Raw genomic sequence first — 17,168 nt, forward strand, 5'->3', positions numbered from 1 at the left:
CTCTGCTCTTGCGCCCCCTCCCCCTTGCGGGGAGGGCCTGGGTGGGGGTGGCATTGTGGTCACTGCACGCCCCCCACCCTTGATCCCTCCCCCACAAGGGGGAGGGAGACGACTGCAAAGTCGGCTTAATAGCGCTGACGTTCTGCGGGCTTGTTGCCCATGATGGCTTCGATCTTTTCGATCACATCAGGGGTAAGCTTGGCCTTGGACTTGAGCGCCGAGAGGTTGTCCTCAAGCTGCACTTTCTTGGATGCGCCCAGGATCACCGTCGAGACGTGTGGGTTGCTGAGGCACCAGAGGAGGGCCAGGTGATGGATCGGCAGGCCGATCTCCTTGGCCAGGCTCGCCAGCTGGCGGATTTTGTCGAGCTTGGCCTTACCGGCTTCGCTGGTCCATTCCTTCTTGAGCCATTCATAGCCGGGCAGGTTGAAGCGGCTGTCTGCGGGAATACCGTCATTATACTTGCCGGTCAGCGCGCCCGAGGCGAGGGGCGACCAGATCGTGGTGCCCAGGCCCATCAGGTCATAGAGCGGCAGATAGTCGTTCTCGACCTTCTCGCGCACGAACAGATTGTACTGTGGCTGCTCCATTACCGGTGGAGTGATCTTGAGGTCCTTGGCTACGGCCCAGGCCTCGGTCAGCTGCTGGGCGTTCCACTCGGAGGTGCCCCAATAGAGGATCTTGCCCTGAGTGACGAGGTTGTGCATCGCCCAGACAGTTTCCTCGATCGGGGTATCGATGTCCGGCCGGTGGCAGAAATAGAGATCGAGATAATCGACGCGCAGGCGCTTGAGTGCGGCATGGGCGGCTTCGGTGACATGCTTGCGGCTGAGACCCTTCTGGGTTGGCTTTTCCCCGCCCCAGAACACCTTGGACGAGACCGAGTAGCTGTCGCGGCTCCAGCCCAGCTTCTGCAGCGCTGCGCCCATCAGGGCTTCGGATTCGCCGGCTTCATAGCCTTCCGCATTGTCGAAGAAGTTGATGCCCTCGTCATAGGCGAGGCTCATCAGCGACATGGCCTCCTTCTCGTCGACCTGCTTGCCGAAGGTGACCCAGCTGCCCAGCGACAGTTCGCTGACCTTGAGGCCGGTTTTGCCCAAGCGACGATATTCCATGGTCTGTTCCTTGAAGTTGGCGGCAGTGCCGCAATTCATTCATCGTCATTTGACGATGGAGTGAAGGTTCTACGCCTGCCATTTGAGCCTGTAAAGCCGTCGCCCCTGCCGCTTTGAACCTGTGCCTGCGCCGCGCGTTGTGGATGGACGCACAGGAGGCTTTCATGCTGCTCAAGGACATCGACTCCACGGCCATCATCGCCGTTACTGACATGACCCATGCACGCGAGTTCTATGGTCGTCTGCTGGGGCTCGAAGAGGCGTCCAGCGATGACAATATCGCCCGCTATCACACCGGGCGAACTTCACTGGTGGTCTATAAATCCGATAACGCTGGCACCAATAAGGCCAATGCCGTTGTCTGGGGCGTTGGCCGCCAGATCGACGCTATTGTCGCCGACCTGCTGGGCAAGGGGATAAAGTTTGAGCATTATCCCGAAATGGGCATGGACTATGCCAATGGCATCCATTCGGCGGGGAGCTTCAAGGCCGCCTGGTTCAAGGATCCAGACGGCAATATTTTGCATCTCAATTCGATGTAGCTAAGGCAGCTTGCGCAAGAACGACGCCAGATTGTCGGTGATGTGGTGCACATGCGGGCCGCTGGCGCGACCCAGCTCCCACGCCTCGACCTGCTCATGAGCATAGTCCGGGCCCGCGACGACCTGAACGGTGGACATGCCGACATCATGCGGCACGACGAGGTTCTTTTCGAGATCGTCAAACATCACGGCGCGGCTGGGATCAATGCCGTGCAGTGCAAAGAAGCCGTCATAGGCTTCCCGGTGCGGCTTGGGCACGTAGGTCATGGCGCGAATGTCATGCACATGCTCGAACAAGCCATCCCCGCCGAGCTTTGAGAGCACCGAACGCGCATGGCCGGTATCTCCATTGGTCAGGATGAACTTGCGGCCGGGCAGGGCACGGATGGCCTCGACGAGATCGGGATGGGCCTCGACCGGGCTATAGTCGATGGCGTGGACCGTGTTGAGGAAGTCATCGGGGTCGATGGCATGCTTGAGCATCAACCCGTTCAGTGTGGTGCCGAAATCGCGGTAATAGCCCTTCTGCAGGGTGCGGGCGGCTTCGAAATCGAGCTGGGTGACGTTCATCACGTAATTGGTGATGCGCACGTCGATTTGTGCGAACAGGTTGCAACTGCGCGGATAGAGCGTGTTGTCGAGGTCAAAGACCCAGTCTGTGATGTGGGAGAGGCTGCGGATAGGCGGCGTAAGATCGTTCATCGTTCAACTATGCCGCAAATTCGGAAAAAATTCACCTAACGTCTGCGTGGGAGCGGCGCGAACGCCGCTCCCGGGAGCAATTATTCTGCCTGATTGGCGGTAACGCCAAGGCCAAGAGCCGTGATCAGGCCCGCTGGATTGGCCGCAGCGGCCATCAGCACCAGCACCGAGGTTGGCGATGGTGGGGCAACCTTGACTTCAAGGCTCTGTGGGTTGTCGAGGAAGGCCGAAACCGGTGGCACGACCAGATCGGTCAGCGCGGGAATGCCCGCCTGGCCGATCAGTGCCGGCAGCATCGACTTGATGCCCGATACGAAGGTTGCACGGTCGGTACCCGACTGGGTGGCGAAGAACTCCAGCAGCTTGCCCGCAAGCGAGGCATCGTCATAACGCACCGACGCGCCGACGATGGACACGCCCTGCATCAGCGCCATGGTGCTCATCATCTGGGCCTGAGCCTGCTCTTCGCTGGCGTCGCCTGAGGCGGCCATGGCGGCCTGCATGGCGTAGATCTGATCGAGAACCGCTGGCGTGAGACCGGTCAGGTCGGCCTTGAGGTTGATCTTGCCAACCTGCGGGAAGTCGAACTTGGCTTCATTGATCACCATGTGGCCATCGGCCATCGACCAGGTCACGTCCTGGGTGATGTTGCCCGAAATGTTGGTCAGGCCGAGGGCCTCGATAACAGCGCCGGCCGATGCGTCTTCTTCGCCCACGGTCGACAGATCCAGCCGGATATTGTTGGCGGCAAAGGTCGAGTGCAGATCGGTGAGCGCAGCCGCGCCCTGCTCGGGATTGAAGGTCGTGTTGCTCGTGATCGAGTCGATCGAGATGACCTCTTCCCCATCGCGGGTGACCGATAGCTTGCCGGTGCTGGCCGACTGCCAGAGCTGCAGGACCGCCACGGCTGGAATAGTGTCGCCAGCAGGCACGTAAATGCCGTCGACGCGAATGTCGCTCAGCGTGAGATGGCCCGTTGGGTCTTCGGCGAAGTCAGTGTCGATATCTGGAACGGTGAGCGAGGCAGCCTTGTAGCTGCCATCAGCGCCCTCGGTGACGCCCGAGAAGGTCAGCTCGGTGTCGATCACCACGGGCTCCATGCCGTCTTCTGCAGCCATCTGGGTGAGACCGACGGTCACGCCATCGACCGTGATGGTGTCGCCATCAAGAGTTGCCGTACCGAACTCGAGGTCATAACCGATGGTTTTGTAAACTTCGGCGACGCGATCAACAAAGGCCTGCGCGTCGAGTGCCATGGCGGGCTGCAGCATGATGCCGGTGGCAACGCCGGCCAGCAGGATCAGGCGGGTCTTGGTCATCATCATCAAATTCGTCTCCGGTCGATTATTGTGTTGTTGTAACGGTTCGGCGGCGGTCCAGTCTGCCGATTGCAATGGATTGCGGCGGAAAAACGCCCCAGCACTCAAGAAGTTACTTATTGCGCAAAGATAAGACGCCGGCGTGAAACACAACCTTTGCCAAGCGCCATGGTTTCAAAGTCGTTCGTGATCCAGAAATTGTCGATAGGCCGGGTTGTCGGTTTCGTTCCAATAGGGGAAGCCCACCGCATCGATGTGGGCGATGAAATCGGCGCGCGTGGCCTCCGGCACCTGCACGCCCACCAATACGCGGCCGTAATCAGCGCCATGATTGCGATAGTGGAACAGTGAAATGTTCCACTCGTCATTGAGGCCTTCGAGGAACTTCAGCAGCGCGCCCGGCCGCTCGGGGAACTGGAAGCGGTAGACGATCTCGTCGTCGAGATCATTGACCCGTCCGCCGACCATGTAGCGCACATGCAGCTTGGCCACTTCATTGTCGGTCATGTCGGTGACCGACAGGCGATTGGCCTCGAGCATGTCGATGACCTCGGCCTTTTCGACGTCACCACCGCTGAGCTTGATGCCGACAAAGATGCGCGCCGCTGCCCCATGGGCGAAGCGGTAGTTGAACTCGGTAATCGAGCGCTGGCCGATCAGGCGGATGAACTCGCGATAGCTGCCCTTGCGCTCGGGGATTTCGACCGCCAGCAAAGCCTCGGCCCGCTCGCCGATTTCGGCGCGTTCGGCGACGTAGCGCAGCCGGTCGAAATTGACATTGGCGCCTGAATTGATGGCGATCAGCGCCCCCTTGGGCGCGGTGCCGCGCTCGACTTCGCGACGGAGACCGGCCAGGGCCAGCGCGCCAGCCGGTTCGGCAATGGCGCGCATATCGTCAAAGATATCCTTGATCGCAGCACAGATTTCATCGGCGGTGACGGTAACGATATCGTCGAGCAGCTCGCGGCAGAGGCGGAAGGTTTCCTCCCCAACCTGACGCACGGCCACGCCATCGGCAAAAAGGCCCACCTGATCGAGTGCTACCGGATGGCCAGCTTCGATGGCCGCCTTCATGCTGGCGGCCTCTTCGGGTTCAACGCCGATCACCTTGATCTCCGGCCGGAGGAATTTGACGAAGGCTGCAATGCCCGCTGCCAACCCGCCGCCGCCGACCGGCACATAGATGGCGCCGATGTCGCCGGGATGCTGGCGCAGCAATTCCATGCCGATCGTGCCTTGCCCGGCAATGACGTCGGGGTCATCGAAGGGATGAACGACGACATAGCCGTTCTCTTCGGCCAGCTGGGCGGCGTGGGCGCGGGCGGCGTCGAAGCCATCGCCGAACAGCACGACCTCGCCGCCGCGACGGCGCACGGCGTCCACCTTGATCACCGGCGTCGTGGTCGGCATGACGACGACAGCGCGAATGCCAAGCCGGCTGGCCGATAGGGCCACGCCCTGCGCATGATTGCCGGCGGAGGCGCAGATCACGCCGCGCGAACGTTCTTCAGCGGTCAGGTGGGCGATGCGATTATGCGCGCCGCGGATCTTGAAGGAAAACACCGGCTGCATATCTTCGCGCTTGAGCAGCACATCCACACCCAGCCGCCCCGACAGCAGCGCCATGCGCTCCAGCGGCGTTTCTTCAGCCACTTCGTAGACCGAGGAGGTGAGAATACGGCGGACATAGTCCTGCATGGCGGCTGCTCCATCTATTCGAAGGCGATGGAAGCCCAGAGCGCGGTTTTGTCAATGCCGACGTGGAGAAACCCCGCGCGGCCAGATGGCGGTGCGGATGAAGCCAACAGCGTGCATGCGGCGAGCTGCGCCTCATGGGTTTTGTAATAAGTGAAGCGAAACTCGCCGCACGCGATGGGTTTTCGCAGTTGGCGGCATCCTTTGTCGGGGGCCTTCCCCGTCTCCGGTCCACGCAACCCACGGGGTTTACGAACATCCCCCGCTCCCATCTGCCCCCCACGGCCGGTTCGCGCGACCCGCTGGTGTCGTGAGGTGGTGGTGGGAGTATGCGGCGGAGTGGCGGTGGCGGGGATAAGTTTTTGGGGGAACTTCTCACCTGCAACGCTTCGTCACCCTCGGGCTTGACCCGAGGGGGTTTTTACAAGTGCAGAGCCCTCGGGTCGGGCCCGAGGGTGACGATTTGTGGGTGGGGCGTGATGGTGCGTTTGAAACTCCGTCTCGCCCATCCACAGATGCTGCCCTCGGACTTGATCCGAGGGCCATTGGCCGCTTGTGCCAGTTGGAGAGTGGCCCTCGGATCAAGCCCGAGGGCAGCCCGGTTGGTGGGGATGAGCTCGGAAGGGGAGGGATCTGAGGACCAACACGTATCCCACCGACCCATGCATCCGATGCATCTCAGCTTCTCAATCAAGTGATTGATTGGCCGATCTCGCGGGTCTATAGAGGCTGCCCGATCCTTGTGGACACATCTCGATGCAGTGCGACCAGCCGACCTTCAAGCGTGAAAGCGGTGATGAACGACGCCTTGCCATTGCGGCGGCGGCGCGGGCGCTGATCGTTGAAAAGGGGCTGGAAGGCCTGCGTACACGCGACATTGCCGCGCGCGTCGGCATCAACATCGCGACGCTGCACTATCACGTGCCCACCAAGGAGGCGCTGATTACGCTGGTGGCTGAGAGTATGCGCGACGACTTCAAGCGCCAGGCGCTGCGTCGCTCACGCCATGGCAAGACCGGACTTCAGCAGTTGCGAATGGAGTTCGAGGATTTCCAAGAGTCCCTCACCGATACGCCAGAGCTGATTACCGTGTTGACCGAGCTGATCGAAAAAGCCCGGCGCGATGCAGGGATCTCCAGCATCATGGCGCCGATGCACGATTTCTGGCGCTACCAGTTTGCCTCCATTTTCCGCCTCGGCGTTGACGATGGATCGTTCCGGACGGACGTCGATCCGGTCGCTGCTGCTCTCATTACCACCGGCGCGCTGATGTCATTCGGCCGGATCTGGACCGATTTCAGCGTCAGCTACGAACAGCTGACCACCGAACTCGAGCGCTCATTCATTCTCAAATCACCTTCGTAAGGACGTCTCCCATGTCTCCCACCGCTTATGCGCCACCTGCGCCAAATACGGCCGATCCGCGCCGCTGGCCGGCGCTGTTTATCCTGCTGATCGCCAACTTCATGAACCTGATCGACGTGACCATCGTCAACGTCGCGCTGCCGTCCATGCGGGAAGGCCTCGGGGCGACCGATAGCCAGATCGAATGGGTTGTGGCCGCCTATGTGCTGGCCTTCGCACTGGGCCTGCTGCCCTTTGGCCGCCTTGGAGATATCGTTGGCCGCACGACGCTATTCCTGTGGGGCGTTGCCGGTTTCACCATCGCCTCGGCGCTCTGTGGCCTGTCGCCCAATATCGAATTCCTCATTGTTGCCCGCGTGATCCAGGGTCTGGCTGGCGCCATGATGACGCCGCAGGTGCTGGCCATCGCCACCGTGACCTTCCCGCCCCATGAACGCGGGCAGGCCTTCTCGTTGTTCGGTCTGTCGGCAGGTCTCGCCTCGGTCTGCGGCCCCATCGTTGGCGGCCTTCTGATCTCGGCCCAGCTGTTTGGTCTCGACTGGCAGCCGATCTTCCTCGTCAACATTCCCGTCGGAATTGCCGCCGTGGTCGCCGGCTATTTCCTCATCCCACGCCTGCCTGGGCACTCCGCGCTCAAGAACGACTATGTCGGCATTGCTCTGTTCGGCGCCGGTATCGTCATGGTGGTGTTCCCCATCGTTGAGGGCCGCGCCTATGAATGGCCGCTCTGGTGCTTCGCCATGATTGTGGCGGGTGTCGCGAGCCTGATCGGTTTCGTGCTCTGGACCCGTGCCCGCGCCAAGGCCGGTCTGCCGCAACTGCTGAACTTTGATCTCATCGCCAATCGTGATTTCATGTTCGGCGCCTTCGTCATCACCGTCTTCGCCTCGGGCATTCCAGGCATGTTCATGGTGATCTCGATCCTGCTGCAGTCGGGCTTCGGCTTCAGCCCGCTGGAATCGGGCCTCACCAATACGCCGTTCTCGGTGGGGGTGCTGCTGGCCTCGTTCATTGCCGGCCGCTTTGGCTCGCGTTACCTGCGCGGACGTCTCGCGGCCTCCGGTGCGCTGCTGGCGGGCGGCATTGGTGCGCTGCACTTCATCATTGCTTCGACCGGCGATACCATTGACCACTGGAGCTTCCTGCCGCCGCTGCTGCTGGCCGGTATTGGTCTGGGTCTGGGCTTCTCGTCGCTGTTCCAGCTGGTGCTGCGCAATGTGCCCCATCGTGATGCTGGTGCCGGTTCGGGCGCTCTGCAGGCCTTTCAGCAGGTCGGTGGTGCGCTGGGCGTGGCACTGGTGGGCGAAATGTTCTTCGGTACGCTGTCGAGCGGCTTTGCCGCCGGCAATGCCCCACACGCTGCCTTCGCAGACGCAGCCAGCTTTGCGCTCTGGTATCAGGTCGGCAGCTTCCTGCTGGTTCTGCTCTTGGTCCCCTTCTTCAAAAAGGGCGGCGAACAAGGCCAGGGGCAGGGGCGCGGCGCCCCTGCGCATGTGGCCATCGAGGTCTGATAAAAAGAAAGGCCGCCCACTGGGCGGCCTTTTTGTTTGGCGGTGATTTCAGCGCTTAACGCACGATCAGCGTACCAGCACCATGCTCGGTGAACAGTTCCACCAGCACCACGTGTGGCGTCTTGCCATTGAGGATCACGACACCCTCAACACCGTTGTCCAGCGCTTCGAGGCACGTTTCGACCTTGGGGATCATGCCACCCGAAATGGTGCCGTCAGCGATCAGCTCCTTGGCTTCCTTGACGGTCAGCTCAGGCATCAGCTTGCCGTTCTTGTCGAGCACGCCGGGAACGTCGGTCAGGAACAACAGGCGCTTGGCACCGAGCGAGCCGGCAATGGCGCCAGCAAAGGTATCGGCGTTGATATTGTAGGTATTGCCGTCGCGGCCGGGGGCAACCGGGGCAATGACCGGGATCATCTCTGAGCGGGCCAGAAGGTCGAGCAGCGTGCGATCGACTTCGACGGGTTCACCGACAAAGCCGAGATCAATGACGCGCTCGATATTGGAAGTCGGGTCTTTGACGGTCTTCTCTGCCTTTTTGGCAAAGACCATATTGCCGTCCTTACCGCACAGGCCAATGGCCCACTCGCCCTCTGCATTGATGAGGGCGACGATTTCCTTGTTGATCGAGCCGGCCAGCACCATCTCGACGACTTCCATCGTCCGCGCGTCGGTGACGCGCAGGCCACCTTCGAACTTGGATTCGATGCCGAGCTTGGCGAGCATGGAGGCGATCTGCGGGCCGCCGCCATGCACCACGATCGGGTTGACCTTGGATTGCTTGAGCAGAGCGATATCGCGTGCAAAGGCCTGGCCCAGCACGGCATCACCCATGGCGTGGCCGCCGTATTTGACCACAACGGTCTTGCCCTCATAGCGCTGCATATAGGGCAGGGCCTGGGCAAGGATGCCAGCGTCGTGGGAAAAGCGGTCGGTCGAGTTGTTCTGATCGGTCATGACGGACCTGTTCCCCTGATAAGGCGGCGCAAAAATGACCGGACGGGTCTAGAACATCATTGCACAAAGGAAAAGACGGTTCTCATGGCAAATGTTATGATCCATTGTGCGCATGGCCGCGTTATGACCCTGCCGGACATCGCGCAGCGCAGGGATGAGTGATGGGTAACGGCCAGGGGGCGGGCTAAACCATGACCACGCAAACGCCATCGCAAGACATCGCCGATCTTATTTCCCGTTGCGCCATGCGCGATCGGGCGGCGTTCCGCACGCTGTATGACCGCACCAGCGCGAAACTCTTCGGCGTCGTGTTGCGTATCTTGAGAGATCGTTCAGAGGCCGAAGAGGCCATTCAGGAAGTCTATGTAAAGGTTTGGCAGCGTGCCGACCGATACGTGGCCGGTGCGACCAGCCCGATTAGCTGGCTCGTGGCGGTGGCGCGTAATCACGCGCTCGACATTCTGCGGGCCCGACGCCCGGTCTCCGACGATATCGACGTGGCGCTGGAAATACCCGACGCCGGACCCAGCCCCGAACGTGCCGCTGAGGACAGCGACGAGAGGGGCCGGATTGAGAAATGCCTTGGCCTGCTCGATGTCGAGCGCGCCGATGCCGTGCGCGGCGCCTACCTCGATGGCTTCAGCTACGAGGAATTGGCTGAACGCTACGCGGTGCCACTGAACACGATGCGGACCTGGCTGCGCCGAAGTCTCATCAAACTGAGAGAGTGCCTCACAGCATGACAACGCCCGAAGACATTGATGGAGACGACGGCGGCGCCAAAACCGTCGTGGCTGAATATGTGCTCGGCCTGCTGCCAGCTGGGGAGCATGAGCGCATTGGCCGCCTGATCGAGGACGATCAGGCCCTGCGCGCCGAACGCGATTTCTGGATCAGCCGCTTTGGCGCGCTTAACAGCGATTATGAAGAGGTCGCCCCGCCCGGCCATCTCTATTCCGGGATCGAAGCCCGCGCCTTTGGCGCTGCGGCACCACCGCGCAAAGCTTCGATCTGGGAATCCCTACTGGTGTGGCGCAGCATTGCGGCGGGTGCACTGGCGGTGGCAGTCGCTGCGGTGGGTTTCAACTTGATGCAGCCGGCGCGCGACGTCGCGAGCCTCACCACCCAGCTGGTGGCGGCGCTTGAGGAGGAGGGCAGCAATGTCAAATTCGTCGCGCTCTATGACGGCAGTGGCAATGTGCGACTGACCGCGCTGTCCGGCGAAGCGGTGCCGCAAAAGGATTTTGAGCTCTGGGCCATTCAGGGTGGTAATAACCCCATCTCCATGGGCGTCATTCCGGTCGGCGAACGCTCCAGTGTCACCATCGCGCCAGACGTTCTGGCGGGCTGGGGCGAAGGCTCGGTGCTGGCGATTACGCTTGAGCAATCGGGCGGCTCGCCGGACGGCACGCCGCATGGCCCGATTGTCGCCAAGGGTGCTGTCACCGCCATCTAAAAATCAGCGACTCGTATTTCTACGGGGTGGATGGCCAAGCGCTATCCACCCCGTATCGTTTTGACCTGCCGAATGTTTTTCACGGTTGAAAGTTTTTTCGATCTTTTTGTGCCTGAGCCGAAACAGCTGAAACTTAATCGGAAAAGCGCCCGTTCCTTTCATTGTCCCAGCCGATCAACGGGAACAAAATTCGAGGAAGGAACAAACAAATGACCATCTCTCTGCGCGCCCTGACCCTGGCTTCCGTGCTGACCCTGTCGTCCTTCGCTGGCGTTGCTGCCTTTGCTGCTGACAACCCAATGGTTGGTGGCGCTGCCATGTATGCCGACAAGAACATCATCGAAAACGCCGTCAACTCTGCCGACCACACCACGCTGGTTGCTGCCGTCAAAGCTGCCGGCCTTGTCGATACACTGTCGGGCCCTGGCCCATTCACCGTTCTGGCCCCAACCAACGAAGCCTTTGCCGCCCTGCCTGCTGGCACGGTCGACAATCTGCTGAAGCCAGAAAACAAGGACATGCTGACCAAGATCCTGACCTGTCACGTGATCGCGGCCAAGGCCCTCTCGACCGACATCGCGTCCATGGTCAAGGCTGATGGCGGCAAGCATGTCGTTGACACCGTTGGTGGCTGCAAGCTGACGCTCGAAGACAATGGCGGCAAGATCACCGTGACCGACGAAAACGGTACCGTGGCCAATGTCACCATCGCTGACGTCAACCAGTCGAACGGCGTGATCCACGTCATCGACAAGGTGCTGACCCCAAAGATGTAACCAGACAGACCGCCATTGCGAATGGCGGTTTGAGAGAGGCCGCTGCCCTCGCGGCCTCTCACCATAACTTGACGTGCCATTGCCCCCGCCCCGGATCTACAATGGCCGTCATATGCCCCGCGTCACGGCTCGTTCTCCTCCACGCGAGCCGGGGCGCGGGACTTATTTGCAAAGGACGAGATCATGGACATCACGCGTCGTAATTTGCTGTTGGGTGGCACCGCCATCGCTGCGCTTTCGGGCTTCGCGCTGTTTCGTCCCATGGGCGAAACCGTGGCCGCTGAGGGCGACTTTCCCTATAAGCTGAGCGACGATGAGTGGAAGGCCAAGCTCTCGCCCGAAGCCTATGATGTGCTGCGCCACGAAGGCACCGAGCGCCCTTATACCTCGCCGCTCAATGACGAGCATAGCGCGGGCACTTTCGTCTGCGCCGGGTGTGCGCTGCCCCTGTTTCTGTCGGACACCAAGTTCGATAGCGGCACCGGTTGGCCGAGCTTCTACACCTTTATTCCAGGCGCTCTGGGCACCACCAGCGATACCTCGCTGTTTATGGAGCGCACCGAAGTGCACTGCTCCAATTGCGGTGGCCATCAGGGCCACGTGTTCAACGATGGCCCCCAGCCCACGGGCCTGCGCTATTGCATCAACGGCGTCTCGCTCGCCTTCGTGCCCAAGGCGGCTTAGCCCGTTGATTGTTGAGGCTCGATATCGATATGTGTGAGCAATAGCCTCACGCACGAGATCCGCCCATGAAGCTCACCATCATCCAGACCGGCGATGTGCCCGTATCCCTGAGGAATGACTTCGGGCCCTATCGGCGGATGTTCGAGAAAATGTTCGACGCGACGGGGCAGGGTTTCAACTATGACACGGTGCCCGTCTCAGACGGCGCGCCCATGCCCGATCCCGCCTCGCTCGATGCCATCGTCATCACCGGCTCGGCTGCCGGTGTCTATGATGATCTGCCCTGGCTCAATCCGCTGCGCGAGTTCGTGCGCGACGCCTATGGCAAGCGCACGCCCATGCTCGGCATCTGCTTTGGCCATCAGATCATGGCCGATGCACTGGGGGGCGATGTCCGTCAGTCTGAAAAGGGCTGGGGCCTTGGTCGCCACACCTATCGCGTGGTCGGACGGCCCGACTACATGCGCGGCGCACCCCCAACGTTGGCGGTCGCCTGTTCGCATCAGGATCAGGTTATCGCGCCGCCGCGCGAGGCCGAGGTGATCCTGGCCTCCGACTTCACCCCCAATGCGGGGCTGGCCTATCGCAACGGCGCGGCGCTGAGTTTTCAGCCCCATCCCGAATTTGCCGATGACTATACTTTGGCGCTGGCCGAGCTGCGGCGCGGCAAAGCCCCAGACTCGGTTGTGGACAAGGCTGTTGCCTCAGTTGCCACACCGTCCAGCAGTGCAGATGTTGCTGGCTATATCGGGCAGTTCTTCAAGGGGCGCTGAAATGGCAGTGTTGGACATGGTATCGGTGGTCGATACCTATCTTGATGATTTGCAGCACGCCCGAAAGCCCGAGGTGCTGACCCTGCGGCGCCTGATCCTCGATGCCGTGCCCGATCTGGTCGAGCGCATCAAGTGGAACGCCCCCAGCTTCGGTCTGGGCGCTGACGACCGCATCACCATGCGCCTGCACCCCGGTGATCGTGTCCAGCTGATCCTGCATCGTGGCGCCAAAGCCGGCGCCGACGATTTCTTCCGCTTCGAAGATCCCGCCAAGCTTTTGTCCTGGGCCGCACCCGATCGCGGCGTGGTGACCATCCGCGATGCCAACGATCTTACCGCCAAAGCCGAAGCCCTCAGCGAAGTCCTGCGCCGCTGGGTGGCGTGCACGACACGGTAATTTTGGGCTGACTGGCTGGGCACCGGTGCCCACAGGTGTTTTGCTTGGGCTGCACCGAACCCGCTCCTCGTCAGCTTTTTTGCCGACGAGGAAGCAGGATGGGACAGACGATGTGGCCACGTAACATCGTCCGCCTCGCACAGCTCTGGGCTAGGCCCCCAATGCCCAATCCATTCAACTCTCAGAGCCCTATGCCCCGGATGAAGTTGATTGACCTTCGGGCGAACCGTTCCCAGTCACTTGGATTGTCGTGCTCGACAACCAGATGATCCGCCGCTGTTTTATGGAAGTTCTGAGCAAGTAGACGCCAGTCGATGATGCCATCGCCCGTCGCCGTCCACCCCTCATCCACAGTCGTGCCTGCAGGAGCTGTGTCTTTGGTCTGGATAGCAATGATCCGGTCCGCAAAACGCTGGATTTCACCTGCTGGGTCGACGCCGGCTCGCACGATCCAGCCACAGTCGATTTCGAACCAGACGTCCTTGCCCCCCGCTTCGAAGATATGATCGATGGGACGTGTTCCATCGGGTAGCGGCACGAACTCGAAATCGTGGTTGTGCCAGGCAACCTTGAGGCCGTGGGATGATGCGGCGTCTGCGCCACGTCCGAGTTTTTCGCCCAAGGCCCGATAGTAATCCGCCGTCGGTTCGCGTTCTTCGGCGGTTACATAGGGCGGGATCAGCACATTGGCGCCGAGGGTTAAGGCGATATCGATGAAACGATTGGGCTCATCGACCAACCCAGACAGGGGCATGTGAAAGCCATAACAGGCGAGGCCAGCATCATCGAGTTGGCGCCGGAACAGCGACGGATCGGCTTCATACGCTGGCAGCCAAGGTTCAATTGCGTCGTATCCCATGGCCTTGAGTAAGGGCAATTGTGCTGCGAGTGGTGGAAAGTAGCGTGAGGAGTAGAGCTGATAGGCGATCTTGTAGGTCATGGAATGCCCCTAGCCCTGAGGATGCTTGTCTTTGTCGAACTCGAGCAGCTCAACCATCACACCGAGATCTTTGACGGTGTCGTAGTAGGCGTAACGCCCATGACTGCCATCAAACTCGCCACGCTGCAGCAGTCGGTGCCCCTTGCCTTCGAGATAGGCGTTGCGCTCCGTGAGGTTACGCGTCTTGAACGCGATGTGATGGCACCCCGGCCCTTTCTCTTCGAGCAAATCACGCCAGGCACTTTGTTCCGGGCCGGGCTGGAGAAACTCCACATCGATATTGCCGAATTTGAACATCATGATGCGGCAGCCGACATTGGCGGGTTTGCCATTATAGATGGCTTGCGCCTCTTCTGGCTCAGCGGCCTTGCCTTCGGTCGGCATGGGCTTTCCGGTGAGGTCCGCGAACCATTGGGCAGATTTGATAACATCGTGGGTGACGAAGCAGATTTGCATCACCGCGTCTTCGTCCAGCAAGCGCGTGTCCATTTTGGTCGTCCAACTCGTGTTAAAATAAACCGGCGGCCCAAGCTTGTCGGGTCGCCGGCCTCCGGGGAGGATAGGGTTAGCCGAGGATGGTCTCGTAATTGTCCTTGAGCTTGGCGATCACGTCCTCAACGCTCATCGAGGGATCGCCCCAGTAGTTGAACACAACGTCCCAAATCGAACTCTGCCAATCGGAGTCGACTGTGTTGTTCGGGCTCTGCACCTGCCGCGCCGGGTCGGCAAGAATGCTCAACACTTCTGTGCTGCATGCATCAAGGCTGGCCGCAGGCGCATCAAGACGCACAGGAGTTGACCCCTTCGCGGCTGAGAACTTGGCCTGAATCTCTGGATCGACGACCACGGATGCGAAGTCGAGTTCTGCGGCTTTCATCTCATCAGATACGCCGCCGAGCAGACCCCAGGCGTCAACCGTGACAACGACGGATTTGGCTCCGGGGATTTCGACACAGCCGAAGTCTTTGCCGGCCACCTTGCCAGCGCCCAGCCATTCACCTTTCATCCAGTCGCCATGCACCTGCATGAGAGCCTTGCCCGTGATCACCTGATTGGTGGTCTCGTTCCACGGGCGGTTCTGTGCCTCGCGGCCAGCTTCCTGTGAGAATAGGCGCAGGGTTTCCAGCGTTTTGGCGAAGGCTGGGTCATCAAACACGGCAGGATCGACGTCACCACCATAGATGCTGCTGTAGATGTCAGGACCGGCGATGGCGGCAACCAGAGCGTGCATCAGATAACCGACCTGGAAAGGCTGGCTCCCGACAGCGACCGGTGCATAGCCTGCGTCGCGGACCTTCTGAAAGTCTGCGAACATCGCATCAAGCGAGGTCCAGGATGCCGGATCGACACCCACGGCGGCGGCAACGTCCTTATTGTAGTAGACCATACCGTCGATATGGAGGGCAGTAGGCACCTTGACGATCTCGCCATCAACGGCGATCGACGCAGCTACCGCAGCTGGAAGATTTTCCGTGACGTGATTGTCGGTGTACCACTGCGTCAGCGGGAAGCCGAAGCCCATGCCGGCCAGATCGCGATAGACGCCGGGATTGGACTCCATGAACACATTCGGGGGCTGACCACCTGTTACCAGGCTCATCAAATTGACGTTTGAGCCGGTATTGTGCGGGATCGCAATGTCGGTCCAGGTGTGGCCTTTGGCTTCTATACCTGCTTTGAGGACATTGAGGGCCGCCACTTCGGGCGCGGCCGACCAGCTATGATAAACAACAAGATCCGCTGCCATGGCGCCAAACGATGTGGCTCCCAGCAACAAACCGGCGGCAAGGCCGGGCAGTATTCTTGAAGACATCTCTCTCTCCCTTGTGATGTCGGCTTACATCCGCTGCCCGCTCCGGGCGTCGAATAGGTTGGCCTTGCCTCTGAGGTAACGCACCGTCGCGTGCTCGCCGGGCTTCAGCCGGGCAGCGATGTCGGGGTCGACACGAAGGGCAAGAAGTTCGTTTTCAAAATTGAAATAGGCGCTGGCATCAGGGCCGGTGCGCTCTGCGTATTGAACCGGGATGTCAAAGGTTGCGGCACCGTCACCGGCGCCCACCAGGAAGTGCTCGGGGCGCAGGCCCGCGATCACGTCCTCGCCGTCCTTGGGAGGCGCGACGAAATTGTAGTCGGAAACGTCAAAACGCACGCCGGATGGGAATACCGCCTCGACCTTGCCCCCGCCAACGGCAAGCTTGGCAGGGCGCAGATTCATTCCGGGAGAACCGATAAAGCTAGCGACAAACAGATTGGCAGGGCGCTCGTAGATATCGTCCGGGGTTCCGAACTGCTGAATGACACCACCGTTCATGACCGCAATCTTGGTTGCCATGGTCATGGCTTCGATCTGGTCGTGCGTTACATAGACGATGGTGTGCTTCAGAGTGTCGTGCAGCTTCTTGATCTCGAGCCGCATCTCGGTGCGCAACTTGGCATCGAGGTTCGATAAGGGCTCGTCGAATAGGAACACACCGACATTCTTGACCAGGGCCCGACCGATGGCCACGCGTTGGCGCTGTCCGCCAGAGAGGTTTGCGGGCTTGCGGTTCAGCAGTGGTTCGATCTGCAAGAGCTTGGCGGCCCAAGCGATCCGCTTTTCAATTTCCTCACGCGGCAGCTTGCTGGCCGCGAGGCCGAACTTGAGGTTGCCGTGCACGGTTTTCGTTGGATAGAGCGCATAGGACTGGAACACCATGGCAAGGCCACGGTCTTTGGGGTCGACGTCAGTCACGTCGCGGTCGCCGATCATGATGCGCCCGTCTGTCACGTCCAACAGCCCCGCCAACAAGTTCAACAGCGTGGTCTTGCCGCAACCGGAGGGACCGAGCAGGACGAGGAAATCGCCGTCGTCGATTGCCAGATTGAGATCGTCGAGAACCTGGACTTGACCATAGGTCTTGGTGATGTGCTCAAAGCTTACACGTGGCATGACAGT

The 17,168-nt window shown here is 60.6% G+C and carries 18 protein-coding genes; 9 read left to right on the forward strand and 9 right to left on the reverse strand.

From position 1 onward, the window contains the following. Nucleotides 1–125: 125 nt before the first annotated feature. Nucleotides 126–1,115 (reverse strand): potassium channel beta subunit family protein, encoded by a 990-nt coding sequence (locus tag WH87_RS10595; RefSeq protein WP_046139763.1) that lies wholly within the window; start codon nt 1,113–1,115, stop codon nt 126–128. A gap of 164 nt (nt 1,116–1,279) precedes the next feature. On the opposite strand from WH87_RS10595, the gene WH87_RS10600 reads away from it, so the two are divergent. Then, nucleotides 1,280–1,657: a VOC family protein gene (locus WH87_RS10600; RefSeq protein ID WP_197410776.1), complete on the forward strand. Its 378-nt coding sequence runs from the start codon at nt 1,280–1,282 to the stop codon at nt 1,655–1,657. On the opposite strand, the gene WH87_RS10605 is transcribed toward WH87_RS10600, so the two are convergent. From WH87_RS10605 to ilvA, 3 genes are all read right to left on the reverse strand, one after another. Next, nucleotides 1,658–2,359 (reverse strand): pyrimidine 5'-nucleotidase, encoded by a 702-nt coding sequence (locus WH87_RS10605; RefSeq protein WP_046139186.1) that lies wholly within the window; start codon nt 2,357–2,359, stop codon nt 1,658–1,660. An 80-nt stretch (nt 2,360–2,439) separates the two neighbouring features. Continuing rightward, complete coding sequence (locus tag WH87_RS10610) at nt 2,440–3,684, reverse strand: hypothetical protein (protein ID WP_046173245.1); 1,245 nt, start codon at nt 3,682–3,684, stop codon at nt 2,440–2,442. 168 nt (nt 3,685–3,852) lie between these two features. Further along, entirely contained in the window at nt 3,853–5,376 is a 1,524-nt protein-coding gene (gene ilvA, locus WH87_RS10615) for a threonine ammonia-lyase, biosynthetic (protein ID WP_046139184.1), read from the reverse strand. Nucleotides 5,377–6,129: 753 nt separating this feature from the next. Between ilvA and WH87_RS10620 the strand changes: the two genes are divergently transcribed. Together WH87_RS10620 and WH87_RS10625 are read left to right on the forward strand one after the other, a co-directional pair. Beyond that, nucleotides 6,130–6,738 (forward strand): TetR/AcrR family transcriptional regulator, encoded by a 609-nt coding sequence (locus WH87_RS10620; protein WP_046139183.1) that lies wholly within the window; start codon nt 6,130–6,132, stop codon nt 6,736–6,738. An 11-nt stretch (nt 6,739–6,749) separates the two neighbouring features. After that, nucleotides 6,750–8,249 carry a DHA2 family efflux MFS transporter permease subunit gene (locus WH87_RS10625; protein WP_046139182.1) on the forward strand — a complete coding sequence of 500 codons (1,500 nt, stop codon included), beginning with the start codon at nt 6,750–6,752 and terminating at the stop codon, nt 8,247–8,249. A 55-nt stretch (nt 8,250–8,304) separates the two neighbouring features. Here the strand turns inward: WH87_RS10625 and argB are convergent, their stop codons facing one another. Next, a complete protein-coding gene (argB, locus tag WH87_RS10630) occupies nt 8,305–9,207 on the reverse strand; it encodes an acetylglutamate kinase (RefSeq protein WP_046139181.1) in 903 nt (300 codons plus the stop codon). 191 nt (nt 9,208–9,398) lie between these two features. Here argB and WH87_RS10635 point away from each other — a divergent pair, with 191 nt between their 5' ends. The 6 genes from WH87_RS10635 to WH87_RS10660 all read left to right on the forward strand — a co-directional run bounded on the left by WH87_RS10635 (nt 9,399) and on the right by WH87_RS10660 (nt 13,293). Beyond that, nucleotides 9,399–9,950 (forward strand): sigma-70 family RNA polymerase sigma factor, encoded by a 552-nt coding sequence (locus WH87_RS10635; protein ID WP_046139180.1) that lies wholly within the window; start codon nt 9,399–9,401, stop codon nt 9,948–9,950. Beyond that, entirely contained in the window at nt 9,947–10,663 is a 717-nt protein-coding gene (locus tag WH87_RS10640) for an anti-sigma factor (RefSeq protein ID WP_046139179.1), read from the forward strand. The genes WH87_RS10635 and WH87_RS10640 overlap by 4 nt, the downstream gene beginning before the upstream one ends. Before the next feature lie 299 nt (nt 10,664–10,962). After that, nucleotides 10,963–11,439 (forward strand): fasciclin domain-containing protein, encoded by a 477-nt coding sequence (locus WH87_RS10645; protein ID WP_407060039.1) that lies wholly within the window; start codon nt 10,963–10,965, stop codon nt 11,437–11,439. A gap of 183 nt (nt 11,440–11,622) precedes the next feature. After that, nucleotides 11,623–12,123 carry a peptide-methionine (R)-S-oxide reductase MsrB gene (gene msrB / locus WH87_RS10650; RefSeq protein WP_046139177.1) on the forward strand — a complete coding sequence of 167 codons (501 nt, stop codon included), beginning with the start codon at nt 11,623–11,625 and terminating at the stop codon, nt 12,121–12,123. Between the two features lie 65 nt (nt 12,124–12,188). Beyond that, on the forward strand, nt 12,189–12,896 hold the full coding sequence (locus tag WH87_RS10655; RefSeq protein WP_046139176.1) for a glutamine amidotransferase-related protein: 708 nt from the start codon (nt 12,189–12,191) through the stop codon (nt 12,894–12,896). A gap of 1 nt (nt 12,897) precedes the next feature. Further along, the gene (locus tag WH87_RS10660) at nt 12,898–13,293 is read left to right on the forward strand and encodes a DUF1801 domain-containing protein (RefSeq protein WP_197410777.1); all 396 of its coding nucleotides are present in this window, start codon (nt 12,898–12,900) and stop codon (nt 13,291–13,293) included. 181 nt (nt 13,294–13,474) lie between these two features. On the opposite strand, the gene WH87_RS10665 is transcribed toward WH87_RS10660, so the two are convergent. The 4 genes from WH87_RS10665 to WH87_RS10680 all read right to left on the reverse strand — a co-directional run bounded on the left by WH87_RS10665 (nt 13,475) and on the right by WH87_RS10680 (nt 17,162). Beyond that, nucleotides 13,475–14,233: a sugar phosphate isomerase/epimerase family protein gene (locus WH87_RS10665; protein WP_046139175.1), complete on the reverse strand. Its 759-nt coding sequence runs from the start codon at nt 14,231–14,233 to the stop codon at nt 13,475–13,477. A 9-nt stretch (nt 14,234–14,242) separates the two neighbouring features. After that, a complete protein-coding gene (locus WH87_RS10670; protein WP_245622373.1) occupies nt 14,243–14,710 on the reverse strand; it encodes a VOC family protein in 468 nt (155 codons plus the stop codon). An 88-nt stretch (nt 14,711–14,798) separates the two neighbouring features. After that, entirely contained in the window at nt 14,799–16,046 is a 1,248-nt protein-coding gene (locus WH87_RS10675) for an ABC transporter substrate-binding protein (RefSeq protein WP_046139173.1), read from the reverse strand. 24 nt (nt 16,047–16,070) lie between these two features. Further along, nucleotides 16,071–17,162, reverse strand: a complete 1,092-nt coding sequence (locus tag WH87_RS10680; RefSeq protein ID WP_046139172.1) for an ABC transporter ATP-binding protein — start codon at nt 17,160–17,162, stop codon at nt 16,071–16,073. Nucleotides 17,163–17,168 lie beyond the last annotated feature (6 nt).

Origin of the sequence: Devosia epidermidihirudinis, assembly GCF_000971295.1 — a bacterium.
Taxonomy (GTDB): Bacteria; Pseudomonadota; Alphaproteobacteria; order Rhizobiales; family Devosiaceae; genus Devosia; species Devosia epidermidihirudinis.